This is a genomic window from Microbacterium plantarum (assembly GCF_035231185.1).
In the GTDB taxonomy this organism is placed as follows: Bacteria; Actinomycetota; Actinomycetes; order Actinomycetales; family Microbacteriaceae; genus Microbacterium; species Microbacterium plantarum.
In genome coordinates, this window is record NZ_CP141117.1 from 1703187 (window position 1) to 1728567 (window position 25381).

The window sequence follows — 25381 nt, forward strand, 5'->3', positions numbered from 1 at the left end:
GCGCTCAGCCCCGCAGGACGAGGTCGTCGGCCACGTAGAACAGCGCGACGTCGATCTCGGATTCGGGGATGCCGTGGCGGATCGAGTACGCCCGGCGATAGAGCTCGAGCTGAAGCATCCGCTCGGACCGCTCCGCCGGTGTTCGCGGCGGTCGCCCCGTCTTCCAGTCGACGATCTCGATGCGCCCATCTCGGTCGGCACGGCGGTAGACCGCGTCGAGCTTGCAGATGATGACGTGCGGGCGGCCGTCGCCCAGCACCCGGTCGTCGGCGAAGTCGATCTCGGTCTCGACCTCGATCGGCTGCAGCTCGGCCCATTCAGAGCGCAGGAAGTTCTCCTGCAGACGGCTCAGATCGTCGTCCGCGCCACCGCCCGAGTCATCGGCGGGGTCATCGACCTCCCACAGCGGCGCATCGGGTTGCGGCCCCCGTGCGGTGAGACCGGACCGCTGCTCGACCCAGGCGTGGAAGCGCGTACCCAGCCGCGTCTCACGGTATGGACGCTCCGGCATCGGCCGCAGAGTCGCCTCCACGGCGGAGTCGTAATCGGCGGCGAAGTCTTTGAAGCGCGACGCGGGGATGCGGATGGGGGCGACCCGTCGGACGCCTCCGGCCCTCTCCTCACGTTCCGCCAGCAAGAGGGCGAGGTCGCGCTCGGGCTGATCCCGCCCGCCCGCGTCGCAGGCGTCGCGCACACGCTGCGCAGCCGCCTCGACCCGCGCGCGCCGCGCGCCCAGGGGATCCAGCGGCCACTGCATCGTCTGACGACGATCGAGGTAGGGGTTCTCCCCCGGTTCGGCATCGGCGAGGTCGTGTTCGAGCGCGGTCGCGATCTCGCGCAGGAACGGGCTCGGACCGCGGGGGTTGCGAGTGCCCGACCACGGTGACCCACTGAGCAGAAGCGCGTCGCGAGCGCGGGTCACGGCGACATATGCCAGACGACGCTCCTCTTCGCGCTGTCGATCGGCGTTGTCTTCGGCGAATCTCGCGAGCGCCGCCTTGAGGTCCTGCTGGCTCGGCGCCACGTGCGCCTCCCACCCGAGGTCGGGCAGCCAGCGCGCATCACCCCGGAAGGCGTACGGCAAGACTCCGAATCCGAGCCACCCTTGCTTGTCGCGCGGCCGAGCGGGGAGTTCGTCGGCGACGACCCGGCCGACGGCGACAGCATCCCACTCCAGTCCCTTCGATCCGTGGATCGTGAGGATCTGCACGACGTCATCCTCGGGGGGCTCGGTGCGCGGGGCGAACTCGTCCTGCCGCTCGGCGTGGTCGAGCCAGGCGAGCAGGCTCGGCAGCGATCCTGACTCATCGGTCGCGAGGAAACCCTGCAGCTCGTCGACGAAGGCACGCAGCTGATCGGAGGCGACCCGAGCGGGGCCCCGGCTCTCGTTCGCGGCGAGTTCGACGTCGAGGCGCAGTTCCGCCTCGATCAGTCGCACGAGTTCCGGGATGGGCATCGACGACGCGCGCCGCAGCCCGGCGAACGTGGCCGCCGCCTCGCGGAGACGCTCACGGCCGGGTGCGCTGAAGTCAGCCAGCCAACCGTGATCGGGGCCGACGCGCACGAAGAAGTCGAGCGCGTCGATCAGCGACGCGTTCTCTTCCGTCGCGTGCTCAGCAGCCAGCGGCTGCAACCCGACGTCGGAACGCGCGAGTCGGCGCCCGAGCTCAGCGAGCGAACGCAGGTCGCGAAGACCGATCGACCAGCGCGGCCCGCCGAGCAGTCGGAGCAATGCCGACCCTGCCGTCGGATCGCTGATGACACGCAGGGCCGAGACGACGTCGACGACCTCGGGGGTGCTCAGCAGCCCGCCCAGTCCGAGGATGCGGTGCGGGATGCCGCGCCGCGCGAGGGCGTCGGCGAAGCGCACCATGTGCTTCTTGCTGCGCAGCAGGATCGCCGCGCTCGTGGGAAGACCGCGCCGCTGCCGGTCCGCTCTCACTTCCTCGAACCATGCCGCGACGCGCTCGGTCTCGGCGTCGAGATCGGTCTCGAAGACGATGTCGACCCCGCCTGCGGGGGCATTCGGCCGCGGCCGCAGCCGGTCGACCGGCACCGGCGATCGCTGGGCGAGGGGGGCGAGCACGGCGTTGGCGGCATCCAGGATGCGCTCGCTGTTCCGCCAGCTCGTCGCGAGCGAGTACCTGCCCGAGCCGCCGCCGGGCGCGAAGGCGGCCGCGAAGTCGCCCAGGTTGCCGGCGCTCGCGCCGCGCCAGCCGTAGATCGACTGGTGCGGGTCGCCGACCGCCATCACCGACGTACCGGCGAACACGGCGCTCAACAGCTCGGTCTGGACGACGGAAGTGTCCTGATACTCGTCGAGGAGGACGACGGGATACCGCGCGCGGAGGTCGGCGGAGACCGTTGCGTGGGCGCGGACGATCGTCAGCGCCCCAGCCACCTGGTCGGAGAAGTCGATGACACCCGAGCGGAGCTTGCGACGCTGGTACTCCACCGCGAGGTCGGCGAGCAGCGGCAGGCCCGACACCTGCTCCGCCGCCCGCGCGACATCGGCGTAGACGGTCGTGCCGCTGCGGGTCGACGGGCGTTCCAGGACATCCTGGAACGCCGCCCCGAAACGCGCGAGCTCGTCGAAGTCGACGAGGTTGTCGACGCCGTCGCGCGCGATGCGGAGAGCCCCGTCGATGATGCTGCGAAGCGCGTTCTCCCGCGTCTCGAGACGCTCGTCATCCGACTCGAGCACGACGCGCCGCATCAGCAGCCACGCGGCGGATTCGCTGAGCACAGCCGCCTCGGGGTCGCGCCCGATGCGCACCGCGTTCTCGCGCACGATGCCGTCGGCGAAGCTGTTGTAGGTCGACACCGTCGGGCGCTCGAGCAGCGAGTCCGTCGCGGGTCCGAGCGTGCGCGCACCGGTGTCGTCGACGAGGCGGCGCTGCGCGGCGTGACGTCGCGCGCCGCCCGGGTCGCCCGCTCGCTCGAGTTCGCCGAAGACGTCCAGTGCTCCTCGTCGGTGCAGCGCGTCGAGATACGGCAGCAGGCCCGCGTCCTCGAACTCCGCGAGGCGATCGAGTCGCCGCCGGATGCGTTCGCTCAGCTCGCCTGCCGCCTTACGGGTGAAGGTGAGGCCGAGGATGCCGGAGCGCGGGACGTGTCCGTTCGCGACGAGCCACACGACGCGGCCCGCCATCGTCTCGGTCTTGCCGCTGCCGGCGCCGGCGACGACGAGCGCCGGCGCGAGCGGCGCGGCGATCACCGCGCTCTGCTCCGGGGTCGGTGGGAACTGACCGAGGGCGGACGCCAGGGCTGCAGGCGAGACGATCATGTCGCACTCACCGCCGCGATCGTGTGGATGCGGCAGAGCCCGAACGAATGATCGTCCCGGCAATGCTCCTCGAACGGAGCCTCGAAGCTGCTCCCGGCCATGACGCGTGCGGCGCCGCGGACGCGGCCGAGAAAGCCGACGCGCTCGTCGTCGCCGAAGGGCGGCTGGCGAGGCGCGGCGTAGTCCTTCGTCGCGGCCGTCGGTCGCAGCACGAGCAGCATCGCACCCCCGGGGGGCAGGCCCGCGGCTGCGGGGATCGCACCGTGCTCGTGTGCGAGCTGGTACGCCGCGAGCTGCGCGTGATGGGTCACGGCACGGTCGGTCTGCGGCTCGCGCTTCCCGGTCTTGAGATCGACGATGACGACGCTGCCGTCGGCACGCAGCTCCACGCGATCGACCGCGCCGCTGAGGACGATGCGCCCGTCGGCGTCGTCATGGGCGAGCTCCACCTCGAAACGCGGCTCGGCCCCCAGCAGACGGCCGCCGTCGCGTTCGAAATCCCGGAGATAGCGGGCGAGCCGTCGCACGAGATCACGGGCGCGCATCCGTTCCGCGCGCTCGCGCCAGGCGGACTCGAACTCGAGCTCGCTCCACCGCGCCGACACGGCCCGCCAGAGCGACTCTTCGTCGGGAGACGCGATCTCGAGGGCGCTGTGCACGATCGTGCCGATACCGGCTGTGGCGCTCGACGCGTCACCGCCGAGGTCGGCGATCACCCAGTTCAGCTGACACTCCTCGAGGGTCTCGAGGCGTGAGGGCGAGACGCGGATCGTCTCGACCTCGCGGTCGCGCAGCGGCGCCGTCGTGGTCGGCGGACGGATGCCGAACCACTCGTCGGGATCGGCGCCCGCGACACCCGCATCGGCCAGGAGCGCGAGCTGCCCGGCCGCGCGTCGGCGGTCGTTCTCCGCGGTGCGCGGATCCGTGAGGGCACGTCGGTGCCGTGCGACGAGACCGCGCAGGGTCAGCGGGTGCGCCGCCTCCGGCGGGGCCCCTTCCGCCTCGGGCAGCAGCCCGAAGAACGGACTCGGTCCCGTGTCGTCGTCATCGACGGCCGTGACCACGACGAGCTCGCGTGCTCGCGAGACCGCACGCGCGAAAAGCCGCAGCTCGTCGTGCAGGACACCGCGACGGCGATCGAGCGCGTCCGCGACCGCGGGGTCGTCGAAGGGCAGCCGCCAGGTGTCGAGCAGGCCGCCGCGCACGCGAAGGTTCGGCCAGATGCCCTCCTGAACCCCGGCCACCACGACGGTGTCGAACTCGGTGCCCAGAGCCGCGGCCGGTGTCAGCACCCGCACCGCTCCGCTCACCGGCGGCGGAACGAACCGGTCGTCGCCGACGTCTGCGTCGAGGATGCCCCGCAGGAAGACGACGGGGGTCGTGCCGTCCTCGCGCTCGCCGTGGCGTTTGGCGGCTTGGAACAGGGCGACGACCGCGTCGAGATCTCGATCCGCCTGCGCGGCCAGCGGCCCGTGGCCGCGAGCGGCTTCGCGCAGGGCTCGTTCCCGGCCTGACCCCTCCCACGACGCCCAGAGCAGTTCGTGTGCCGTCGCACCGTCGGCGATGAGGTCGGCGACGGTCCTCAGAGTGTCCGCAACACGCGCCGCCCGACGCGCCTCACGCAGATCGAGCAGTGCGAGCTCGGCGGGGTGGAGCATCGCTGAGCGCAGCAGCTCCCACGCCGACACCGGCTCGCCCTCGCGCGGCGGGAACGCCTGACGGAGCGCAGACCGGAGCCGGCGCTGGTCGACGGCGTCGAGCCCGGCGCCGGAGAGTGCGGCGATGACCTCGTCGCGCTCCCAGGTCTCACCCGGACGTGCCGCCAGATCGACGAGCCGCAGCAGGTCGCGGACGACGGGCGATTCCCCGAGCGAGGTACCGGTGCCGGAGGTCGCCGTCGGGACGTCGCGCGCAGCCAGTTCGGCCTCGAGCGCGGTGACCTGACGACTGTCGTGGGCGATGACCGCGCACTCCTCCCACGGCACTCCGTGGTGCACGTGCCGCTCGCGAAGCAGCCGCGCCACGGCGTCGAATTCCTCCGAGCGCGATCGCAGCGCCAGCGCCCGGACACCGACCATGGGAGCATCCGGTTCTGGAGCCCGTCGATGCGCCACCAGCCCGACCGCGCCGATGCGGGCGGTGATGGCGGAGACGAGCGGGGCGTGGCGGGCCTCGGCCCGGTGGACCGTGTCGAGCACGACGACGTCGCGGCCCGCGGCGAGACGGGCGAAGTTCTCGGGCGTCGCGCCTCGGAACGCACCGGAGCCCACATCGGGGTCACCGAACGCGACGACGGCGATGTCGCGAGCGCGACAAGCCTGGAGGAGGTCGACGCCGCCGGCGGTCAGCTCCTGCGCGTCGTCGACGAGCACGACCCGCAGCTGCGGGATCCCCCGATGGGAGACGATCTCGACCGCCTCACGGATGAGCCCGGCTGCGTCGCGGTGGGCGCCGCGCATGGCGTCGCGGACCGCGAAGTACTCGGACATGAAGGACGCAGTGGCCCGCCAGGCCGGTCGCCCCTCGCGAACGGCGCGGGCGACGAGAGTGCTCGGGTCGATGCCCGAGGCCGTGCACTCCGCGATGAAAGCGCGCAGTTCGGCGCGGAAGCCGCGCGAGTCGCGCACGTGCGCGGGAAGCTCGTCCGGCCACCGCGACCGCCCGTCGCGCTCGTCCTCCGCGTCGCCGTCGAGAAGGTCGCGGATGATCGCGTCCTCGTCGCCGCCCGTCAGCAGACGCGGCGGTTCGACGCCGCGTCTGACCGCTTCGGCACGCACGATCTGGAAGGCGAAGGCCGGAACCGACCGGGCCAGGGGGCCGGCCGTCGCCACGCCGACGGCGACGCCGAGGTCGTCGCGCAGGTCCGTGGCCGCCTGGCGCGTGGCCGTCAGGACGACGAGCGCGTCGGGGTCGAGTCCGTCGACGACCAGCCGTCGCACCCGTTCGACGATGGTCCGCGTCTTACCTGTGCCCGGCGCGCCGACGACGACGGCGCTCGCCTCGGCCGGGAGCTCGAGCGCGCGCGACTGCGCGGCGTCGGGCACGACGCCCACGGAGACCTGACCCATGTCTTCCACGCTAACCGGCACCGCCGACACCGGTTCGCCGTCGGCGTTCGCCCAGGGCGTGACCCGGCCGGCATCCCGGTCCGACCGGTGTCGTAGAGTCGAAGAGCGCCCGACGCACGGGCGCGGAGGAGGATGTATCCGTGGAGATCCGTATCGGCATCGCGAACACCGGCCGCGAGCTCAGCCTCGAATCCAACGAGTCGGCGGACGCCGTTCGGGCGACCGTCTCCGAGGCTCTCACCTCCGGCGCTCCCTTCGTCGAGCTCAACGACGCGAAGGGCAGCTCCTACATCGTGCCGACCGCGGGCATCGCATTCGTCGAGGTCGGCACCGACCAGACCCGCCGCGTGGGCTTCGTGGCCTGACCGTGCAGATCGTCCTGGCGCTGATCATGGGCGCCGCGATCGGCCTCGCCGCCGAGTTCGCGATTCCCGGGCGCGAGGCCCGTGGTGCCGCGCTCGCGCCTGTTCTCGGCGCCGTCATCGGCGGCGTCGCGTGGGCAGTGATGACCTGGGCCGGTCTCGCGGTCGACAACCCCGTCATCTGGCTCGTCGCCATCGTGACTCCGGCTGTGCTGGTGCCCGCTGTCCTCCTGCTGCTGACGCGCTCGCGAGCCCGGACGGATGCCGCTGAGCGTCGTCGCCTCCGGATCGCCTGACCGCCCGAGGCGTCAGGCCTCGAGGCCCATCGCGGCCATGCGGCGCGAATGCGCGGCCATCACGTCGGCGTAGGTGGGCTCGACCCTCTTCTCGTCCGCGGGCTGCAGCGATGTCGACCGCAGCGCCGCCCGGGCGATCAGCAGCGTGTCTCCGACGAGGCGGCGGCCCCAGAGCGAGAGCAGTCCCCGCCACTGCTCGTCCGCGGCGATCGCATCGGTGATGATGCGCACCAGAGCACTGCGGTCGTCGTGCGCCCGCAGGATGACGGCGACCTGCCGTCCGGTGTCGCCGTAGCTCGCCGACAGCGCGAGGTAGAAGTCGTCGAGCATGCCGGCCGTCAGGTGCACCGAGAGCATCGTCTCGAGTGGCCGTGCGCCGTGCGTCGCGCGGCGGAAGGCATCGAGCGGCTCACGGAAGGGCAGCATCAGCTCGAGCGGATCGGCGCCGCGATCGCGGATCACGCCGACGAGCTCGCGGTGCTTGAGCAGGGCTGTGCCCGCCGCCAACGACAGTGACTCCTTCTGCGACAGCTCGGGGGTCGAGGCGATCAGGTCGCTCAGCGTCTCGAAGTAGCCGAGCTGCAGATACGCGGCCTGACCGAGGAAGGTGTCGACATCGGGAGCGAGCTCCTCGAAATCGACGCGACGGACATCCCCGTAGTCGCCTCGGGATCGCAGCCGCAGGGTGCGACCGACAGGACGCTTGCGCTTGAAGAACCAGCTCACCACGGGTCCAGCCTAGGGTCGCGGTAGGCTGGATGCGCCCCGGCATCGGACCGGGGCCCCGCGCCTGTGGCTGAGTGAAGGGCGTGGACCCACATCACCGGCGGCTTCTCACCGCCAGACAGGCACGTCACCCATGACCACATTCGCTGACCTCGGCGTCGACCAGGACATCGTCGACGCCCTCGCCGACAAGGGCATCGTCGACGCCTTCCCCATCCAGGAGCAGACGATCCCGCTGGGCCTGCCCGGCCAGGACATCATCGGCCAGGCCAAGACCGGCACCGGTAAGACCTTCGGTTTCGGCATCCCCGTCGTGCAGCGCCTGGGACTCGACCCCGCGCCCGGCGTGAAGGCCCTCATCGTCGTCCCCACCCGCGAGCTCGCCGTCCAGGTGTTCGAGGACATGGACATGCTCACCCGCAACCGGTCCACGAGTGTCGTGGCCATCTACGGCGGAAAGGCCTACGAGGGCCAGATCGACCAGCTGAAGGCCGGAGCGCAGATCGTCGTCGGCACCCCGGGCCGCCTGATCGACCTCGCGGGCCAGCGTCTGCTCGACCTGTCCAACGCGACGGAGGTCGTGCTGGACGAGGCCGACAAGATGCTCGACCTCGGCTTCCTCCCCGACATAGAGAAGATCTTCCAGAAGGTCGCTCCCGTCCGTCACACGATGCTCTACTCGGCGACGATGCCGGGACCGATCGTCGCGCTGGCGCGCCGGTTCATGTCGAACCCGATCCACATCCGCGCGACCGACCCCGACGAGGGCCTGACCCAGGCGAACATCAAGCACCTCGTCTACCGCGCGCACTCGCTCGACAAGGACGAGGTCATCGCCCGCATCCTCCAGGCCGAAGGCCGCGGCAAGACCGTCATCTTCACGCGCACCAAGCGCGCGGCCCAGAAGCTCGTCGACGAGCTGAACGACCGCGGCTTCAACGCCGGCGCGGTCCACGGCGACATGAGCCAGGAAGCGCGGGAGCGCTCGATGGCCGGGTTCAAGGCCGGCAAGAAGGACGTCCTGATCGCGACCGACGTCGCCGCGCGCGGCATCGACGTCGACGACGTCACCCACGTCATCAACCACACCATCCCCGACGACGAGAAGACATACCTGCACCGCGCGGGCCGCACCGGTCGCGCCGGCCGCACCGGCATCGCGGTCACCTTCGTCGATTGGGAAGACCTGCACAAGTGGGCCCTCATCAACCGAGCGCTCGAATTCGGTCAGCCCGAGCCCGTCGAGACCTACTCGTCGAGCCCGCACCTCTTCGAGGACCTGAACATCCCCGCGGGAACCAAGGGACGCCTCCGCAAGCTGCCCACGACGCAGAGCGTCAAGACGGTCTCGACGGAATCGTCCGAGGGCGATACGAAGCGTCCCCGTCGCCGCCGCTCGCGCGGCTCGGGCGACGGTGCGGCGGCCGCTGAGGGCTCGGCGGCCGCGTCGACGGATGCCGGGACGGGCACGCACGATGGTGGCGGATCCGAGCACCGCGATGGCAAGACCTCCCCCCGCCGGCGTCGCCGTCGTCGTGGCGGATCGGGATCCGGCGCGGCAGGCTCGACGGCTCCCGCCGCAGGCTGATACGGCCATCTCGCGCGACGGCGCCCGACTACGCGTAGACGGGCGCCGTTCCGCTTGCCCGGGCGATGATGCGCGCGACCATGTCATCGTCGGTCGTGTTCTCACCGGGCTGATTCGGCTTGCCGAGACCGTGGTAGTCGCTCGACCCCGTCACGATGAGGTCGAGCTCTGCGGCGAGAGCACGCAGGACGCGCTTGCCGTCCGCTGTGTTCTCGCGGTGCCCGACCTCGAAGCCCGCGAGGCCGTGGGCGACGAGCTCGCGGAGCACCGCGGGCGGCATCATCCGCTCGCGTCCGCTCGGCGAGGGATGCGCGAGGATCGGCACTCCCCCGGCGGCGACGACGAGCTCCACCGCGGTGACGGGGTCGGGAGCGTAGTGCGGCGTGAAATGTCCCTGGCTGGGGTGCAGGATGCCGGCGAACGCCGCCGCGCGATCGACGGCGAGGCCGCGCGCGACGAGAGCGTCGGCGATGTGGGGCCGTCCCACCGTGGCGCCGGCACCGGTCTGCGCGAGCACGTCGTCCCACGTCAGGTCGTGCGAACGGGCGATGCTGCGGACGATCCGTTCGGCCCGGCCGATGCGGTCCTCGCGGATGCGCTCCATCTCTGCGCGCAACCGCGGATGGTCGGGATCGAAGAGGTACGCGAGCAGGTGCACGGTTCGCCACTCGTGGCGGGCGCTGAGTTCCATACCCGGGAGGAAGGTCATGTCGAGCGACGCCGTGGCCTCGGCCGCTTCGGCCCAGCCGGCCGTCGTGTCGTGGTCGGTGAGCGCCATCGTTCGCACACCCGCACGGTGGGCGGCTTGCACGACTCCGGCGGGAGGCTCCGTCCCGTCGGAGCGGACCGAGTGCAGATGCAGATCGCTGGGGCCGTGGAAGCCGTGCGCGCGCTCTGCCGTACCCATCCTCCACAGCGTAGCCGTGCCCGGCGATCGTCCAGGCTCGCTCTCTTAGAGTCGAGGCGTGAAGCGCGTGTTCGGAGCCCTCGTGGTGGCCCTGTTCGCAGCGGGGGCCATCGTGGCCACCTGGCCGGAGCTTCTTCGCCTCGAACGCGAGTTCCCGTTCGCGCAGGCGGTCGCGCTGCGTCCGTTCCTGATCGGCGCCTTCGTCGCGATCGCCCTGATCTTCCTCGTCCTCTCGCTGGGCCGCCGCATCCGTGCCTTCTGCCTGTGGGTCGTGCTCGTCTCCGTGGTCGTCGCCATCGGCGGCGCGGGAACCCTGGCGGTGAGGGGGCTCGGCGCGGAGACGCTGCCGCCGAAGACGGAGGACAGCATCCGCGTCATGACCTGGAACACCGCCGGTCCCGCGACCGATGCGCAGACCATCGCCGAGACCGCCGTGGCGATGCAGGCCGACATCGTGGCGCTGCCCGAGACGACGATGGACACCGGACGCGCGGTCGCGGTGGCGATGCGCGAGCGCGGGCGCCCGATGTGGGCGCACGTGGACAGCTACGAGGGGCCGGACAGCTGGGACGCGAACTCGACGGCCCTGCTGATCTCACCCGAGCTCGGCGACTACGCGGTCATCGAGTCCGAGGCAGCCGGTACGACCAACACCACCATCGTCCCGAGCGCCGTCGCCATGCCCGTCGACGGCGACGGCCCCGTGGTGGTGGCGGTGCACGCGGTCGCCCCGCGGCCGGAGGAGATGGCGAGCTGGCGCAGCGACCTCCAGTGGCTGGCCGACCAGTGCGCCACGGACGATGTCATCATGGCCGGTGACTTCAACGCGACGCTCGACCACATGGCGCGTCTCGGAGTCGACGACGCCGATCTGGGTCGCTGCCACGACGCCGCCCGGTCCACCGGCAACGGCGGTATCGGGACCTGGCCGACCGACCTGCCGGCTCCGCTCGGAGCGCCGATCGACCACATCATGGCAACCGCGTCCTGGAAGCCCGAAGGCTCGGTCGTCATCTCGTCGCTCGATCATTCCGGCAGCGACCATCGCCCGCTCGTCGTGCAGTACACGCGGCGCTGAACCGTCGCGGCGGCCGCCTCCGGGTGCGAGACTGGAGGCATGACCACGAGCGAGACCGAGCCGACCGCAACCGACACGATCGGAACCGCGACCGCCGAGACCGAAGCGCCCGCCGAGAACACCAACCGGCGTCAGCCGTTCCCGCAGGGCTTCCTCGACACGATCTCCGAGGGCTGGGGATCGCGGCCCGAGACGACGACGCCGCCCCGCGACGCGGCGCGCTTCGCCGCCGCTCGCCGCGAACGGCTCTCACGCGAGTTCCGCGGTCGGCGCCTCGTCATCCCCGCGGGCTCTCTCAAGCAGCGCTCGAACGACACCGACTACCCCTTCCGCGCGCACTCCGCGTTCTCGCATCTGACGGGCTGGGGCAGCGACGCCGTACCCGACTCGGTGCTCGTCTTCGAGCCCACCGCCGGGGGACACGATGTCACCCTGTACCTCCGCGACCGAGCCGATCGCACCACGGCCGAGTTCTACGCCGACGCCTCGGTCGGCGAGTTCTGGATCGGACCGCGCCCGGCGCTCGCCGACGTCGCCGCCGATCTCGGTGTTGCGACCGCGCATCTCGCGGATGTCGAGCTACGCACCGATGACCTGGTCCTCGAAGCAGATCCCGACCTGACGCGGGCCGTGTCCGAGCTGCGGCTGACGAAGGACGAGTACGAGATCGAGCAGATGCGTCTCGCTGTCGCGGCGACCGCACGTGGTTTCGACGACATCGTGGCCGACCTCCCCCGCATCATCGCCACCCCCCGGGGCGAGCGCGTCGTCGAGGGCGTGTTCCACCTGCGCGCGCGCACGGACGGCAACGGCGAGGGCTACGACACGATCGCCGCCTCCGGACCTCACGCCTGCTACCTGCACTGGACGCGCAACGACGGGCCCGTGGTGCCCGGCGACCTCATTCTCGTCGATGCCGGCGTCGAGGTCGACAGCCTCTACACCGCCGACATCACGCGCACGCTGCCCGTGTCGGGACGCTTCACCGAGATCCAGCGCCGCATCTACGAGACCGTTCGCGAGGCGGCCGACACCGCGTTCGCCGCTGCCCGGCCCGGTGTGACGTTCCGCTCGATCCACGAGGCCGCCATGACGGTCATCGCCGCCCGCGTCGCGGACTGGGGTCTGCTCCCCGTCACGGCGGACGAGGCGCTCGACGCCGACCGGGGCGGCCAGCACCGGCGCTACATGGTCCACGGCACGAGCCACCACCTCGGGATCGACGTGCACGACTGCGCGCAGGCGCGCCGTGAGATGTACTACGACGGCATCCTCGAGCCCGGCATGGTGTTCACGATCGAGCCCGGTCTGTACTTCCAGATCGACGATCTCACCGTGCCCGAGGAGTACCGCGGTATCGGGGTCCGGATCGAGGACGACATCCTCATGACCGAGAGCGGACCCGTCAACCTTTCTGCGGACATCCCGCGCACAGCTGACGAGGTCGAAGCCTGGATCGCACGCGCGACCTCGTGACCGATCGGTTCTCGCCGCCGCCCGCTCAGACGACGCGCCCGCTGCTGACCGGCACGTTCGGGATGGCCGCGGCGACCCATTGGCTCGCCACCGCCACGGCCCAGGCTGTGCTCGAACGCGGGGGCAACGCCTTCGACGCCGCCGCAGCGGGCGGCTTCGTCCTGCAGGTCGTCGAACCCCACCTCAACGGGCCCGGGGGCGATCTCGTCGGCCTCTTCCACGCGGCCGAGGATCCACGGCCCCGCGTGCTCATGGGCCAGGGGCCGGCGCCTCGCGGCGCGACGATCGAGCACTACCGCGCGGAGGGGCTCGAGACCGTGCCGGGCGCCGGCGCCCTCGCGGCCGCGGTGCCGGGAGCAGTCGACGCCTGGCTCGTCCTGCTGCGCGACTACGGCACGTGGGAGCTCGCCGACGTCCTCGCTTTCGCGATCGGCTACGCCCGCGACGGGCACCCTCTGCTCGCGTCCGCGTCAGCGACCATCGCACGCGTCGCGCAGCTCTTCCGCGACGAATGGCCGTCCTCGGCCGATCTGTGGCTGCCCGGGGGCACCGTGCCGCGGGCCGGCGATGTGTTCCGGAACCCCGCGCTCGCCGCGGTGTTCGAGGGTCTCGTGGCGGCGGGACGAGACGCCGCAGACCGGGCCGCGCGCATCGAGGCTGCTCGCACCGAGTGGCGGACGGGCACGGTCGCGCACGCGACGGCCGCGTTCGCGGCCCGGCCCCATCGACACTCGACCGGAGGCCACCACGCCGGCGTGATCACGGAGGCCGATTTCGCCGACTTCTCCGCAGGGTACGAGGAGCCTCTCACGACGACCTTCCGCGGACGGACCGTGGTCAAGGCCGGCGCGTGGACGCAGGGTCCCGCACTGCTCGAGGCGCTCGCCCTGCTCGATCCGCTGCCCGATGCGCGCCTCGACCCCGCGACTGCGGAGGGCGCGCACACGATCGTCGAGGCCCTCAAGCTGGCCCTCGCGGACCGCGACGCGCACTTCGGCCACGACAGCGTGGTCAGCGAGCTCCTCGACCCCGCCTTCCTCGCCGCGCGTCGTGCGCAGCTGCTCCCGGATGCCTCGCACGAATGGCGCCCGGGTACCGTGGCGGGGCGCGCACCGCATCGTCCGCCGCTCGTGCGTCCCGACGGGACGAGCGTCGCCGGCACGGGCGAACCGACGGTCGGGCGAGCGGGCGAGACGCGCGGCGACACCTGTCACATCGACGTCGTCGACAGGTGGGGCAACATCATCTCGGTGACACCGTCCGGCGGCTGGCTGCAGTCGTCCCCCGCGATCCCGGAACTCGGTTTCGCGCTGGGCACGCGGCTGCAGATGACCTGGCTCGACGAGACGTCGCCCGCCGCACTCCGCCCGGGCGCCCGCCCACGCACGACCCTCTCCCCGACCCTCGTCATGACCGGCGACCGGGCCGACATCGCGATGGGGACGCCCGGAGGCGACCAGCAGGACCAGTGGCAGCTGCCGATGCTGCTGCGCATGCTGGTCGGGGGCTGGGACGCGCAATCGGCGATCGATGCGCCGACGCTTCACACGACCGCGATGATCGACTCGTTCTGGCCGCGCACCTGGACGCCCGCAGGAGTGGTGATGGAAGACCGGCTCGGCGACGAGGTCGCCTCGGGCCTGCGCGCGCGGGGGCACGACGTCACCGTGGTCGGGCCGTGGAGCCTCGGACGTCTCTCGGCCGTCGGCATCGACCGGTCGCGGGGACTGCTCTGGGCGGCGTCGAACCCGCGCGGGATGCAGGGCTACGCGGCCGGTCGCTGAAGCGGAGCGCCCGCCCTCATTGCGACAACCGGCGGTGGCACCACGGCGCGACCAGCTCGGCCACGGCGCCGCCGACCTCCTCGGCATCCCGTTTGCGTCCCGCGACCTCGAAGGAGTGGCGGCCGCCCTCGACCCAGAGCAACTCCGCGTCGGCGCATCCGGCGACGACGCTCTCGAGGTCGGTCACCGGGTCGACGAACGGATCGCGGGTCCCGGACACGAACAGCTGAGGCGACGTGACCTCCGGCAGATGAGCCGCACGCGGACGGTCGGGCCGACCGGGCGCATGCAGCGGGTACCCGAGGTAGACGAGCAGAGCCGGGTCGATCGCTCCGGAAGCGGCCGCCATCGATGCCATCCGGCCGCCGTACGACTTCCCCGCCGCGACGATGGGCACCCCGGCGTGCGCGTCGGCGATGGCGCGGAAGACCGCCGCCCACGACGCGATGGCGTCACCGGCGGCGCCGGGCAGTCGGCGGCCCGCCACCACATAGGGGAACGGAAAGCGCACGACATCGATCCCGGCCGCCGCGCCGGCATGCGCGAAACCGCCGAGGAACGGATGCTCGGGTCCGGCGCCCGCGCCATGAGCGAGGATCATCACAGCGTCCGCACGCTCAGCGCGGTCGTACGTCAGCGGCAGGTCGACGGTCCCGGCCGCGATGTCGACCGGCACCGCGTCAATCATCGCTGCGGATCGGTCGCCGGGGGCTCGAGCGTACCCGGAGTCTGCGGGCCGGGGGCCTCGCCGCCGGGCACCGGGCCCACGGCCGGCGGCAGCGGGGCGTCGGCGGGGCCGGGGGCGGGCGATCCCGACGGCGGCGCGATCGGGTTGCCCGCGGGTGCCGCCGGACCGGGGGCGGGCCGATCGCCCGACGGAGCGGGCACGGGGTCGATGCGCTCGCCGTACCGGGGCGGCCCGTCCGGCACCGGCGTGGCCGGCGCCGCGGGCCGGGCCGGCGCGACGTTCAGCGCGCCACGGGCGCGATGGATGCTGCTCGCCTGCACGGTCACCTCGTAGTGGTCGGCGACGACCTGCGTCACCGATGCGAAGTCGCGACGACGGCGCACGAGAGCGAACATGACGAGGCTCATCATCATGCCGATCGCGACGCCGACCAGCATCACGCCGAGGAAAAGCTGAATGGCGGCGTCAGGAGTGCCGAAGACGAAGATCAGCGAGAAGATCAGCCCCAGGAGGATGCCGTTGATCGCACCCGTCCGCGCCGCCGTCGCATATCCGAGCCGGCCGGTGACCGTCTCGACCGACCGCAGTCCGTAGCCGACGATGGCGATCTCACGGGCCGGGATGTCGGCCGAGATGAGAGTCGACACCGCCTTCTGCGCGGCCTCGTACGTTGCGTACTCGGCGACCTTCTCACCCGTGACCGCGGGCGTCCCGCCCATCATGCTCATTCCGTCATTGTGTCACGGCCACCTTCGCGGTCGCCGACTACGCTGGAGCGGTGAGTACGCAGAGGGTTTTCGTCGCGCGCCTGGTCGGGTGCGTCGTGTTCGATCCCGCAGGCGACCGTCTCGGCAAGGTCCGCGACGTGGTCGTGATCTTCCGTAAATCGGACCCTCCGCGAGTCATCGGCCTCGTCGTCGAGATCCCGGGCAGACGCAACGTCTTCCTCTCCATCGGCCGTGTCACCTCGATCGCGACCGGCCAGGTGATCACCACCGGTCTCATCAACGTGCGGCGCTTCCAGCAACGCGGCGGTGAGGTGCGGGTCATGGCCGAGCTCCTAGGTCGGAAGGTCTACCTGCGCGACGGGTCGGGCGGCGCAGTGATCGAGGATGTCGCGATCGAGCGCAACCGGCTCGGCGAATGGGACATCGGCCAGCTCTTCCTCCGCCGTCCCAAGACGAGTGCGTCGCCGTTCGCCAAGGGGCCGACGACCTTCGCGGCCTGGAAAGACGTGCGCGAGGACCAGTCCTCGGGCGCCGCCCAGTCCGCCGAGCAGCTGGTCGCGACCTATTCGGAGCTCAAGCCCGCAGACCTCGCCAACACGCTGCTCGACCTTCCGGAGGAGCGCCTGCTCGAAGTCGCCGAGGAACTCCCCGACGAGCGCCTCGCCGACGCGCTCGAGGAGATGCCCGAGGATGAGCAGGTCCACATCCTCGAGCGGCTCGGCGACGAGCGCGCCGCCGACATCCTCGACGCCATGGAGCCCGACGACGCGGCGGACCTGCTCGGTCAGCTCCCCGAAGGCCGCATCGAGCAGCTGCTCGACCTCATGGAGCCGGAGGAGGCCGAGGACGTCCGCGCCCTCCTCGAGTACGGTCCCGACACCGCGGGCGGCCTCATGACGAGCGACCCGATCGTGCTGTCGGCGGAGGCGACGGTGGCTGAGGCGCTCGCGCTCATCCGCCGACACGAGCTGCATCCGGCCCTCGCCGCATCCGTCTTCGTGACGCTCCCCCCGTACGAGACGCCGACGGGGCGACTTCTGGGCACCGTGCACTTCCAGCGGATGCTGCGCTACCCGCCTCACGAGCGACTCGGCGCGATCATCGACGACACCGTCGACCCGGTCGCGGCGTCGTCGTCCGCGGCCGAGGTCGCACGCATGCTGGCCAGCTACAACCTGGTCTCGGTTCCCGTCGTCGACCAGGCCCGCCGGCTCGTCGGCGTCGTGAGCGTCGACGATGTGCTCGATCATCTGCTTCCGGACGACTGGCGGTCGCAAGACGTCGAGCCCCAGGATGCCGCTGCGATGCGGGGGCGCCGCTGATGGCCCGCTCGTCGAAGACCCCCTCGCTCGAGGCGCCCCGTGGACGGCGCAGCGGTGTCAGCGGTGTGCTCGGTCAGCGGACGTCGCAGCCGTCCCGCGACCGGTTCGGTCGGTTCACCGAGTGGATCGCCCGGGCGATGGGCACGCCCGGCTTCCTCGTCGCGCTCTCGCTGTTCTGTGCGGCGTGGCTCGCCTGGAACACGCTCATGCCCGTCGAGCTCCGGTTCGACTCCGCGGCCAACGGCTTCACGGCGTTGACGCTCATGCTCTCGCTGCAGGCGTCGTACGCCGCGCCCCTGATCCTGCTCGCGCAGAACCGGCAGGACGACCGCGACCGCGTGCAGATCGAGCAGGACCGTCAGCGTGCCGAGCGGAACCTGGCCGACACGGAGTACCTGGCACGCGAGGTCGTCGCCCTGCGCATGGCGATCTCCGACCTGACCGACGGACTCGTCACCAAAGAGACGCTGCGCGCCGAGCTGCGTACCGCGCTCGACCGCCTCGACTCCGACGAGCGCCCGGACACGCGATGAGCACGGACGCCGTCCGCGCGGCCGTCGCGGCGGTGCGCGATCCCGAGTTGCGCAAGCCCCTGGGCGAGCTCGACATGGTGCGCGACATCGCCGTGGATGGCGCCCACGCTCGTGTCGGCATCGCGCTGACCATCGTCGGCTGCCCTGCAGCCGATCGGATCGAGCGCGACGTCCGGGATGCCGCGCTGTCCGCCCCGGGCATCGAGACGGTCTCGGTCGAGGTCGGGGTGATGACCCCGGCGGAGCGCGCCGCACTCACCGAGCGGCTGCGCGGTGGGAAGGCCGCCCGCGAGAACCCGTTCGGTCCGGACTCGCTCACACGCGTCATCGCCATCACGAGCGGCAAGGGGGGCGTCGGCAAGTCGACCCTCACCGCGAACCTCGCTGTCGCCCTCGCGCAGCGCGGCCTCGCCGTCGGGCTGATCGACGCCGATGTGCACGGTTTCTCGATTCCCGCGCTGCTCGGTCTCGTCGATGCCGACGGCCTGCCACCGCAGCCGACGCGTATCGACGGGCTCATGATCCCGCCCATCGCGCACGAGGTCCGGACGATCTCGATCGGCATGTTCCTGCCGCGCGATCAGAGGAGCCCCGGCGCGGTCGCCTGGCGCGGGCCGATGCTGCATCGCACGGTCTCGCAGTTCCTGACCGACGTGTTCTTCGGCGACATCGACGTCCTCCTGATCGACATGCCCCCCGGCACCGGCGACGTGGCCATCAGCGTGGGTCAGCTGCTCCCGCACGCCGACGTCGTGGTCGTCACGACTCCGCAGACGGCCGCCGCCCACGTCGCGGTGCGCAGCGGCCTCGTCGCCCGGCAGACCGGGCAGCGCGTGATCGGGGTCATCGAGAACATGTCGGCGATGACGCTTCCCGACGGGACATCGCTCGACCTCTTCGGCAGCGGCGGCGGGATGCGGGTCGCCGAGGCCCTGTCGACCGACCAGCCGGTGCCGATGCTCGGCTCCGTGCCGCTCAGCCCGGCTCTGCGCAGCGACGCCGACAGCGGAGTCCCGGTCGTCGTCGCGCATCCCGACGACGCCGCCGCCGAGGCGATCGCGCGCATCGCCGACACCATCGCAGGCACCGGACGCGATCTCCGCGGCCGCCCGCTGCCTCTGCGTGTGGGCTGATCAGGTCGCTTCGTCGTCGAACGGAACGTCGGCACCGCGCTCGAATCGCTTCGCCGCCTCGCCCGCAGCATCCATCCCGACGGCGGTCGCCGTGCTGATCGCCGCACCCGCGGCGGCCGCGCGCACCGTCGGTACGGGGGCGTCCTCGAGGAGAGCGTCGCGGATGATGCGACGCGGGTCGTACTGCCGAGGGTCGAGCTTGCGCCATTCGACGTCGGAGAAGTCCTCTCCCATCTCGTCCTTGACGCGGTCCTTCGCGCCGTTGACCCAATCACGTGCCCGGACCGTGAAACGCGCGAGCATCTCGGCGAGCTGCGGAAGGCGCTCGGGTCCGAGGAGCAGGACAGCGGCGACCCCGATGAGGATGAGCTTGTCCCCGTCTAGGCCGAAGAACATGACCCCAGATTACCCGTGCGCCTCAGCGGCCGGAGCCATCCGCGCGCCTACGCTGGAACAAGGAGGAATGCATGGGTGATCAGGAAGCGATCCGCAGGTTCGCGATGGAGGCGACGGTGGAACCGGAGCACATCTCTCGCGCGCGTGCACACGCCCTCGAGATCGGAGCCGCGCCGATCAGTGCGCCGGTGGGCGCGCAATGCGCTGTGCTCGCCGCCGCGACGGGCGCACTGAACATCGTCGAGATCGGTACCGGCGGCGGCGTCTCCGCGCTCTGGCTGCTCCATGGGGCGCCACGCGCCACGCTGACCACGATCGACATCGAGCCCGAGCATCTGGCCGTCGCCCGGCAGTCCTTCACCGAAGCGAGGATCCCTCCGGCTCGTGCCCGCTTCATCACGGGCCGCGCGGCTGATGTGCTCCCCCGCATGAATGAGGCCTCGTACGACATCGTGCTGGTGGACGCCGACCCCGACGGTGTCATCGAGTACGTCGAGCATGGGCTTCGGCTCGTACGCCCGGGCGGGATGGTCCTCGTGCCCCGTGTGCTGGCAGGTGGGGCCGTCGCCGACCCCGTCCGCCGCGACGACATCACCCGCGCCTACCGCTCGCTCATCCACGAGACGCAGTCGTCGCCGGCGGTGCTCGGTGCGCTGTCGATCGTCGGAGAGGGACTGTTGCAACTCACGACGGCAGCCACCGCCTGACGGCGGCTCAGCGGCAGAGACGGAAACGGCCGGCCCCAGAGGGACCGGCCGTTTCCGTGCAGCATCGTCAGGCTGCGCCGACGACTCCGCTCAGCACGCTGTGGAGTTCCTTGGCCTCTTCATCATTGACCGAGACGACCAGACGCCCTCCGCCTTCGAGGGGGACACGCACGATGATCAGGCGCCCCTCCTTCACGGCCTCCATCGGTCCGTCTCCGGTTCGCGGCTTCATGGCTGCCATCGCGGCTCCCTTTCGTCATGAGGACTACCTGAAGAGTTTATCGTGCAGCGCAGGCACAGCGCGGACACGTCCCTCAGGGAATCTGAGCGAAGGTGCTTCCGAGCGCATACATCGTGTGGATCCACCACCACTGCGCGGCTATACCGAGCACCAGCACGCTGATGCGCCACCAGAGCGCGCGGGGCAGCGCGACGGCGCCCCAGAGCGGTGACAGCGGGACGAGCAGTCGGAACGTGCTCGACTGGGGGAAGAAGACCGCCAGCAGGTAGAGGACGTACGCGGCCGACCACAGACGTATCGGAACACCGAGGCGACGCACGCGGCGATCAGCGACGAGCAGGAGCGTGGTGAGAACCACGATCGCCGCAAGCCCCGCGAGACACACCCACGCCGGAATCCCCCAGATTCCAGACCACAGCACGGCGGCCTGCATTGTGCCGTCGAAGGGCACGAACCCCCCGTGATCCCCGATCCAGGATCGTCGCCACGCGAGTTCCGTCTGCAGGTAGGCCCCGGGATCACCCGTCACGATGCCGGTGATGACGGGCCAGGCGAATCCGCAGGCGGCCGCCAGCAGCCCGCTCGCGACGACGTGGGCGATCTCCGGCGGGTGCAGGTCGTCGTGCTGACGCCGCAACCACCGCCAGATCCCGTACAGCGCGAGCATCAGCGAGAAGGCGAGGACACCGGGCCGCGTGAAAGCCATGAGCGGGATCCACAGGTACAGCCACCACCACCGGCGGCGCTCCACGGCGAGGAGCGCGAGGAGCAGCCAGAGCTGGAAAAGCGATTCCGCGTAGCCGAGCTGGAACAGCGCGGCCATCGGGCCCGCGAAGCTGAAGAAGGCGACCGCCCACATCGCTGCCGCGCGGCCGATGCGGCGGCGCAGCAGAGCGAAGAGGACGAGACACGCGAGATAGCCGGCCGTTGCCGACACCAGGGGCGCAGCGACCGGGAATCCGCCGACGACCCACCCCACGGCGCCTGTGATGACGGGGTAGACCGGCATGAACGCCCACGCGTTCTGGGCGACGTGGCCCGCCGCGTCGAGCGGCAGCTCGGCGGGATATCCGCTGAACGCGATGAGCCAGTACCACTGCGCGTCCCACCCCATCGTCAGAGTGCCCAGAGTCGCGTCGGCGCCGAAGCGGGACCGGGGTCCGCTCAGCTCGGCCGCTCCGAGCAGGAAGCCCGTCGTGACAGCGCGCGAGAGCAGGTACATCAGCGCGATCGCAACCGCGGGCGGCAGCGCGATCGCGGCGCGACGCAGCGACCTCATGCGCGCCGGGTCACCGGTTCGAGAGCCAGGTGCGCAGGCCGCGCTCGACGGCGTCGATCTGCTCGACCGGCACCCGCTCCTGGTCGTGGTGCGCGAGCGAGGGGTCGCCCGGGCCGTAGTTGACGGCGGGCACTCCCAACGCCGAGAACCGGGCGACATCCGTCCAGCCGTACTTGGGGCGAGGCTCGGCTCCCACCGCGGCGACGAACTCCTGGGCGAGCGGCGCATCCAGGCCCGGTCGTGCACCTCCGGCGAGGTCGACCACCTCCACCTCGAAGCCGTGGAAGAACTCGCGGACGATCGCGACGGCCTCTTCGGGCGAACGGCTCGGCGCGAAGCGGTAGTTGACCTCGACCTCGCAGAGGTCGGGGATGACGTTCCCGGCGATGCCGCCCGAGATCCGGACGGCGTTGAGCCCCTCGCGATAGACGAGTCCTTCCACCTCGACGTCGGCGGGCGTGTGCTCCGACAGTCGCTGGAGGATCGGGGCCGCGTGGTGGATGGCGTTGTCGCCGATCCACGCGCGGGCGCTGTGGGAACGCACCCCGTGCGTCCGCACGATCGCGCGCAGATTGCCGTTGCAGCCGCCCTCGACCTGACCGTTGGAGGGCTCGCCGAGGATCGCGAAGTCGCCCGCGAACAGGTCGGGACGGTTCGCCGCGAGCCGCGTCAGGCCGTTGAGCTCGGCGGCGACCTCCTCGTGGTCGTACCACATCCACGTGATGTCGACGCGCGGGTCGACGAGCTCTGCCGCGAGCTTCAGCTGCACCGCGACGCCCGCCTTCATGTCGACGGTCCCTCGCCCCCACAGGAACTCCTGCCCGTCCTCGACCATCTCGCGAACGGGCAGGTTCGCGTTGATGGGAACGGTGTCGATGTGACCGGCGATGACGACGCGCTGCGCGCGACCGAGCTGCGTGCGCGCGACGATCGTGTCGCCGTCGCGGATGACCTCGAGGTGCGCCAACGGCGATACGGCGGCGAAGATGGCGTCGGCGAGGGCCGTCTCGTCGTCCGACACGCTGGGGATGTCGCACACCGCCCGAGTCAGATCGGCGCTGGACACGGTCAGATCGAGCTCGGGCATGCGGCGATTCTATCGGCGGCGACTGCACCGATAACCTGGAGCCATGAGCGAACGGTGGGCATGGGGCGTGGGACTCGCGACCTCGAGCAGCGATGGCACGACACTCGACACCTGGTTCCCGGAGCCCGCGCTCGGGACACCGGCGGCCGCCGAGTCCGCCGCCGCGATGGTGACCTGGGCGCCGCTCGCAGCGGACGACGAGCGCCGGGGCGTGACGGTCGAGGCCGTCACCATCTCGATCGACCTCGATGCGGCGCCGGCGTCGACCCCGGATGCGTACCTCCGCCTGCACGTGCTCTCACACCGCCTCGCGGCACCGAACACCGTCAATCTCGACGGGATCTTCGGGCACCTCCCGATCGTCGCCTGGACGACCGCGGGCCCGATGCACCCGGATGACGCGACGCGCCGTCGGCCGTTGCTCCAGCGCGACGGCATCCAGGTGCACAGCCTCGACAAGTTCCCCCGTCTGCTCGACTACGTCACTCCCCCCGGAGTGCGCATCGCCGACGCCTCCCGCGTCCGCCTGGGCGCGCACCTCGCACCGGGCACCACCGTGATGCACGAGGGCTTCGTGAACTTCAACGCCGGCACGCTCGGCGCCTCCATGGTGGAGGGTCGCATCTCGCAGGGCGTCGTGGTCGGTGACGGGAGCGACATCGGGGGCGGCGCCTCGATCATGGGCACGCTGTCCGGCGGCGGCAGCCACCGGGTGTCGATCGGCCGTCGCACGCTGCTCGGCGCCAACGCCGGCATCGGCATCTCGCTCGGCGACGACTGCGTGGTCGAGGCCGGGCTCTACGTCACGGCAGGGTCGAAGATCGTCCTCGCCGACGAGCCCGCCACGGCCTCGGGTGCGCGTCCGAGCGTCAAGGGCGCAGAGCTGTCCGGGCGCGACGGCATCCTGTTCCGCCGGAATTCGCTGACCGGCGCGATCGAGGCTGTTCGCCGCGCGGGCGTCGGAGTCACGCTCAACGAGGCTCTGCACGCCTGATCGCGTCGCGTGATCCGGGCGGCGCTCAGAGCAGGAGCGCCGAGAGCAGACCGCCCCACAGGCACACCACGGCGAGCATGCCGAGGCTGTACCAGAGCGACGCCCGGAGGATCTCCGACTCGCGTCCGGCGAGTCCGACCGCACCGGCCGCGATCGCGATCGACTGAGGCGAGATGACCTTGGCGGCTGTGCCGCCTGCCGTGTTCGCAGCGACGAGCAACCCGGGGTCGACGGAGATCTGCTCGGCGGTGGCGACCTGGAGGGGCGCGAACAGCGTGTTGTTGTTGACGACCGACCCCGTCAGGAAGACGCCGATCCAGCCGATGATCGGTGCGAGCAACGGGAAGAGCGGCCCGACCGCCGCCAGAGCCGTGCCCATCGAGGCCGAGCCGCCCGAGTAGTTCGCGACGTTGGCCAGGACGAGAATGATCGCGATGAGCAGCAACGCGCGCCAGAGGCCGCGCACCGTCTCCACCAGTGTCCACACCAGGTCGGCCGCGCGCAGGCGCGGCGTCGTCCAGAACGACACGATCACCGCCAGCAGGATCGCCGTGCCCGTCGCGTTGATGGGAGTGAAGCCCCACGTCGCCGTGACGACATCACCGCCGGGGGTCTGCACGCTGCCGGTGAGCCCGGGCATCGGAACCGCGAACACCAGCGCGGCCAAGGGCCCGCCCGCGGCGAACAGGTTCTTGAACACCGGCAGGCTCCAGACCAGGATGACCGCCGTCAGGATGTAGAACGGGCTCCATGCCCCGATCACCTCACGTACGTTGGCGCTGTGCGGCTCCGGCTCGGGCGCGCCGACTTCACGATGGACCCGCCGAGGCTGCCAGACCCGGCCGAGGAGGAAGAGCGCGACCATCGCAGCCAGGCCTGCACCGAGGTCGGCGAGCTCGGGGCCGAGGAACCACAGCACGCCCGCCTGCACGCCGCTGAAGACGATGGTGACCAGCAGCGTGGCCGGCCACGTCTCACGCAGCCCGCGGAAACCGTCCAGGATGACCACGAGCAAGAACGGGATGAGCAGCGTCAGGGGCTGCAGCACCAGCACCATTGCACGCGACAGCTCCTGCACCTCGAGGCCGCTGACCTGCGCACCCACGATCACGGGGATGCCGATGGCGCCGTATGCTCCCGCCGCCGCGTTGGCGACGAGCGAGATCATGGCCGCCCGCAGCGGGCGGAACCCGAGCTGCACCAGGAGCGCGGCGCAGATGGCGATGGGCACGCCGAACCCGGCGGCGCCCTCCAGGAAGGCGCCGAAGGAGAAGCTGATGAGGAGCACCTGGATCCGCTGATCTTTCGAGATGCCCCCGATCGATGAACGAATGACGTCGAAGCGACCGCTCGCGACAGCGAGCTTGTAGAGCCACACCGCCATCACGATGATGTAGGCGATCGGCCAGACCGCCGTGAGCAGGCCCAGCAGGCCCGCACCCCCGACTGCCGTGAGCGGCATCCCGAATCCGAGTGCGGCCACCAGCAGCTGCGCGACGAGCGCGATGAGACCGGCGAGGATGCCGCTGAGGCGAAGTCCGACGAGCGCGACGAGGAAGACGATGATCGGAATGGCGGCGACGAGTGCCGACAGCGCCAGCGAGCCGAGCGGATCGGTCGTCTGCATCCACATGCTTCGCTCCCCTGCTCGTGCGTGCGGCCCACCCTAGACCGGGCCGCACACCCGCGCGAGGGGGGCGTA

22 protein-coding genes are annotated in these 25381 nt (G+C 71.3%); 11 read left to right on the top strand and 11 right to left on the bottom strand.

Annotated features, from left to right (window positions below):
• Positions 1-4: 4 nt before the first annotated feature.
• On the bottom strand, positions 5-3286 hold the full coding sequence (locus tag VC184_RS08195; RefSeq protein ID WP_323985726.1) for an ATP-dependent DNA helicase: 3282 nt from the start codon (positions 3284-3286) through the stop codon (positions 5-7).
• Positions 3283-6354 carry an ATP-dependent helicase gene (locus VC184_RS08200; RefSeq protein WP_323985728.1) on the bottom strand — a complete coding sequence of 1024 codons (3072 nt, stop codon included), beginning with the start codon at positions 6352-6354 and terminating at the stop codon, positions 3283-3285. Before VC184_RS08200 ends, VC184_RS08195 begins: the two co-directional genes overlap by 4 nt.
• A gap of 140 nt (positions 6355-6494) precedes the next feature.
• On the opposite strand from VC184_RS08200, the gene VC184_RS08205 reads away from it, so the two are divergent.
• Both VC184_RS08205 and VC184_RS08210 read left to right on the top strand, forming a co-directional pair.
• Positions 6495-6719 (top strand): DUF3107 domain-containing protein, encoded by a 225-nt coding sequence (locus VC184_RS08205; RefSeq protein WP_323985730.1) that lies wholly within the window; start codon positions 6495-6497, stop codon positions 6717-6719.
• 2 nt (positions 6720-6721) lie between these two features.
• Complete coding sequence (locus VC184_RS08210; protein WP_323985732.1) at positions 6722-7012, top strand: hypothetical protein; 291 nt, start codon at positions 6722-6724, stop codon at positions 7010-7012.
• 12 nt (positions 7013-7024) lie between these two features.
• On the opposite strand, the gene VC184_RS08215 is transcribed toward VC184_RS08210, so the two are convergent.
• Positions 7025-7741, bottom strand: coding sequence for a ferritin-like fold-containing protein (locus VC184_RS08215; protein WP_023950553.1), 717 nt, complete (start codon positions 7739-7741; stop codon positions 7025-7027).
• A 130-nt stretch (positions 7742-7871) separates the two neighbouring features.
• On the opposite strand from VC184_RS08215, the gene VC184_RS08220 reads away from it, so the two are divergent.
• Complete coding sequence (locus tag VC184_RS08220) at positions 7872-9326, top strand: DEAD/DEAH box helicase (protein WP_274177939.1); 1455 nt, start codon at positions 7872-7874, stop codon at positions 9324-9326.
• Positions 9327-9354: 28 nt separating this feature from the next.
• Here VC184_RS08220 and VC184_RS08225 read toward each other — a convergent pair whose 3' ends face one another.
• A complete protein-coding gene (locus tag VC184_RS08225) occupies positions 9355-10233 on the bottom strand; it encodes a PHP domain-containing protein (protein ID WP_112614912.1) in 879 nt (292 codons plus the stop codon).
• Between the two features lie 58 nt (positions 10234-10291).
• Between VC184_RS08225 and VC184_RS08230 the strand changes: the two genes are divergently transcribed.
• The 3 genes from VC184_RS08230 (at position 10292) to VC184_RS08240 (ending at position 14571) form a co-directional block, all read left to right on the top strand.
• Positions 10292-11311, top strand: coding sequence for an endonuclease/exonuclease/phosphatase family protein (locus VC184_RS08230; protein WP_282501004.1), 1020 nt, complete (start codon positions 10292-10294; stop codon positions 11309-11311).
• A gap of 39 nt (positions 11312-11350) precedes the next feature.
• Positions 11351-12787 carry an aminopeptidase P family protein gene (locus VC184_RS08235; protein WP_282501005.1) on the top strand — a complete coding sequence of 479 codons (1437 nt, stop codon included), beginning with the start codon at positions 11351-11353 and terminating at the stop codon, positions 12785-12787.
• 62 nt (positions 12788-12849) lie between these two features.
• On the top strand, positions 12850-14571 hold the full coding sequence (locus VC184_RS08240; RefSeq protein ID WP_323987747.1) for a gamma-glutamyltransferase family protein: 1722 nt from the start codon (positions 12850-12852) through the stop codon (positions 14569-14571).
• A gap of 16 nt (positions 14572-14587) precedes the next feature.
• On the opposite strand, the gene VC184_RS08245 is transcribed toward VC184_RS08240, so the two are convergent.
• Positions 14588-15247 (bottom strand): alpha/beta hydrolase family protein, encoded by a 660-nt coding sequence (locus VC184_RS08245; RefSeq protein WP_274177942.1) that lies wholly within the window; start codon positions 15245-15247, stop codon positions 14588-14590.
• An 8-nt stretch (positions 15248-15255) separates the two neighbouring features.
• Entirely contained in the window at positions 15256-15987 is a 732-nt protein-coding gene (locus tag VC184_RS08250; RefSeq protein WP_282501006.1) for a general stress protein, read from the bottom strand.
• A 50-nt stretch (positions 15988-16037) separates the two neighbouring features.
• Here VC184_RS08250 and VC184_RS08255 point away from each other — a divergent pair, with 50 nt between their 5' ends.
• Genes VC184_RS08255 through VC184_RS08265 form a run of 3 tightly spaced genes read left to right on the top strand, consistent with a single transcriptional unit; the run spans position 16038 to position 18975 of the window.
• Positions 16038-17309 carry a magnesium transporter MgtE N-terminal domain-containing protein gene (locus VC184_RS08255; protein WP_112614920.1) on the top strand — a complete coding sequence of 424 codons (1272 nt, stop codon included), beginning with the start codon at positions 16038-16040 and terminating at the stop codon, positions 17307-17309.
• Positions 17309-17842 (top strand): DUF1003 domain-containing protein, encoded by a 534-nt coding sequence (locus VC184_RS08260; RefSeq protein ID WP_112614922.1) that lies wholly within the window; start codon positions 17309-17311, stop codon positions 17840-17842. The genes VC184_RS08255 and VC184_RS08260 overlap by 1 nt, the downstream gene beginning before the upstream one ends.
• Positions 17839-18975 (top strand): Mrp/NBP35 family ATP-binding protein, encoded by a 1137-nt coding sequence (locus VC184_RS08265; protein ID WP_323985735.1) that lies wholly within the window; start codon positions 17839-17841, stop codon positions 18973-18975. The genes VC184_RS08260 and VC184_RS08265 overlap by 4 nt, the downstream gene beginning before the upstream one ends.
• Here VC184_RS08265 and VC184_RS08270 read toward each other — a convergent pair whose 3' ends face one another.
• Positions 18976-19371, bottom strand: a complete 396-nt coding sequence (locus tag VC184_RS08270; RefSeq protein ID WP_240309858.1) for a Sec-independent protein translocase family protein — start codon at positions 19369-19371, stop codon at positions 18976-18978.
• Positions 19372-19442: 71 nt separating this feature from the next.
• Here VC184_RS08270 and VC184_RS08275 point away from each other — a divergent pair, with 71 nt between their 5' ends.
• The gene (locus VC184_RS08275) at positions 19443-20078 is read left to right on the top strand and encodes an O-methyltransferase (protein ID WP_112614926.1); all 636 of its coding nucleotides are present in this window, start codon (positions 19443-19445) and stop codon (positions 20076-20078) included.
• 67 nt (positions 20079-20145) lie between these two features.
• On the opposite strand, the gene VC184_RS08280 is transcribed toward VC184_RS08275, so the two are convergent.
• From VC184_RS08280 to dapE, 3 genes are all read right to left on the bottom strand, one after another.
• Complete coding sequence (locus tag VC184_RS08280) at positions 20146-20319, bottom strand: DUF3117 domain-containing protein (RefSeq protein ID WP_023950528.1); 174 nt, start codon at positions 20317-20319, stop codon at positions 20146-20148.
• 73 nt (positions 20320-20392) lie between these two features.
• Positions 20393-21598, bottom strand: a complete 1206-nt coding sequence (locus tag VC184_RS08285; protein ID WP_323985738.1) for a hypothetical protein — start codon at positions 21596-21598, stop codon at positions 20393-20395.
• Positions 21599-21608: 10 nt separating this feature from the next.
• Positions 21609-22685: a succinyl-diaminopimelate desuccinylase gene (gene dapE / locus VC184_RS08290; protein ID WP_323985740.1), complete on the bottom strand. Its 1077-nt coding sequence runs from the start codon at positions 22683-22685 to the stop codon at positions 21609-21611.
• 43 nt (positions 22686-22728) lie between these two features.
• Here dapE and dapD point away from each other — a divergent pair, with 43 nt between their 5' ends.
• The gene (gene dapD / locus VC184_RS08295; RefSeq protein WP_114589533.1) at positions 22729-23679 is read left to right on the top strand and encodes a 2,3,4,5-tetrahydropyridine-2,6-dicarboxylate N-succinyltransferase; all 951 of its coding nucleotides are present in this window, start codon (positions 22729-22731) and stop codon (positions 23677-23679) included.
• Positions 23680-23704: 25 nt separating this feature from the next.
• Here dapD and VC184_RS08300 read toward each other — a convergent pair whose 3' ends face one another.
• Positions 23705-25312, bottom strand: a complete 1608-nt coding sequence (locus VC184_RS08300; protein ID WP_323985744.1) for an L-lactate permease — start codon at positions 25310-25312, stop codon at positions 23705-23707.
• Between the last annotated feature and the right edge of the window lie 69 nt (positions 25313-25381).

What these genes read in the sequence shown, in the direction of transcription:
- VC184_RS08195 (WP_323985726.1), bottom strand. Translation starts at nt 3,286, where the DNA reads ATGATCGTCTCGCCTGCAGCCCTGGCGTCCGCCCTCGGTCAGTTCCCA.
- VC184_RS08200 (WP_323985728.1), bottom strand. Translation starts at nt 6,354, where the DNA reads ATGGGTCAGGTCTCCGTGGGCGTCGTGCCCGACGCCGCGCAGTCGCGC.
- VC184_RS08220 (WP_274177939.1), top strand. Translation starts at nt 7,872, where the DNA reads ATGACCACATTCGCTGACCTCGGCGTCGACCAGGACATCGTCGACGCC.
- VC184_RS08225 (WP_112614912.1), bottom strand. Translation starts at nt 10,233, where the DNA reads ATGGGTACGGCAGAGCGCGCGCACGGCTTCCACGGCCCCAGCGATCTG.
- VC184_RS08235 (WP_282501005.1), top strand. Translation starts at nt 11,351, where the DNA reads ATGACCACGAGCGAGACCGAGCCGACCGCAACCGACACGATCGGAACC.
- VC184_RS08240 (WP_323987747.1), top strand. Translation starts at nt 12,850, where the DNA reads ATGGCCGCGGCGACCCATTGGCTCGCCACCGCCACGGCCCAGGCTGTG.
- VC184_RS08250 (WP_282501006.1), bottom strand. Translation starts at nt 15,987, where the DNA reads ATGAGCATGATGGGCGGGACGCCCGCGGTCACGGGTGAGAAGGTCGCC.
- VC184_RS08260 (WP_112614922.1), top strand. Translation starts at nt 17,309, where the DNA reads ATGGCCCGCTCGTCGAAGACCCCCTCGCTCGAGGCGCCCCGTGGACGG.
- VC184_RS08265 (WP_323985735.1), top strand. Translation starts at nt 17,839, where the DNA reads ATGAGCACGGACGCCGTCCGCGCGGCCGTCGCGGCGGTGCGCGATCCC.
- VC184_RS08270 (WP_240309858.1), bottom strand. Translation starts at nt 19,371, where the DNA reads ATGTTCTTCGGCCTAGACGGGGACAAGCTCATCCTCATCGGGGTCGCC.
- VC184_RS08275 (WP_112614926.1), top strand. Translation starts at nt 19,443, where the DNA reads ATGGGTGATCAGGAAGCGATCCGCAGGTTCGCGATGGAGGCGACGGTG.
- VC184_RS08280 (WP_023950528.1), bottom strand. Translation starts at nt 20,319, where the DNA reads ATGGCAGCCATGAAGCCGCGAACCGGAGACGGACCGATGGAGGCCGTG.
- VC184_RS08285 (WP_323985738.1), bottom strand. Translation starts at nt 21,598, where the DNA reads ATGAGGTCGCTGCGTCGCGCCGCGATCGCGCTGCCGCCCGCGGTTGCG.
- dapE (WP_323985740.1), bottom strand. Translation starts at nt 22,685, where the DNA reads ATGCCCGAGCTCGATCTGACCGTGTCCAGCGCCGATCTGACTCGGGCG.
- dapD (WP_114589533.1), top strand. Translation starts at nt 22,729, where the DNA reads ATGAGCGAACGGTGGGCATGGGGCGTGGGACTCGCGACCTCGAGCAGC.
- VC184_RS08300 (WP_323985744.1), bottom strand. Translation starts at nt 25,312, where the DNA reads ATGTGGATGCAGACGACCGATCCGCTCGGCTCGCTGGCGCTGTCGGCA.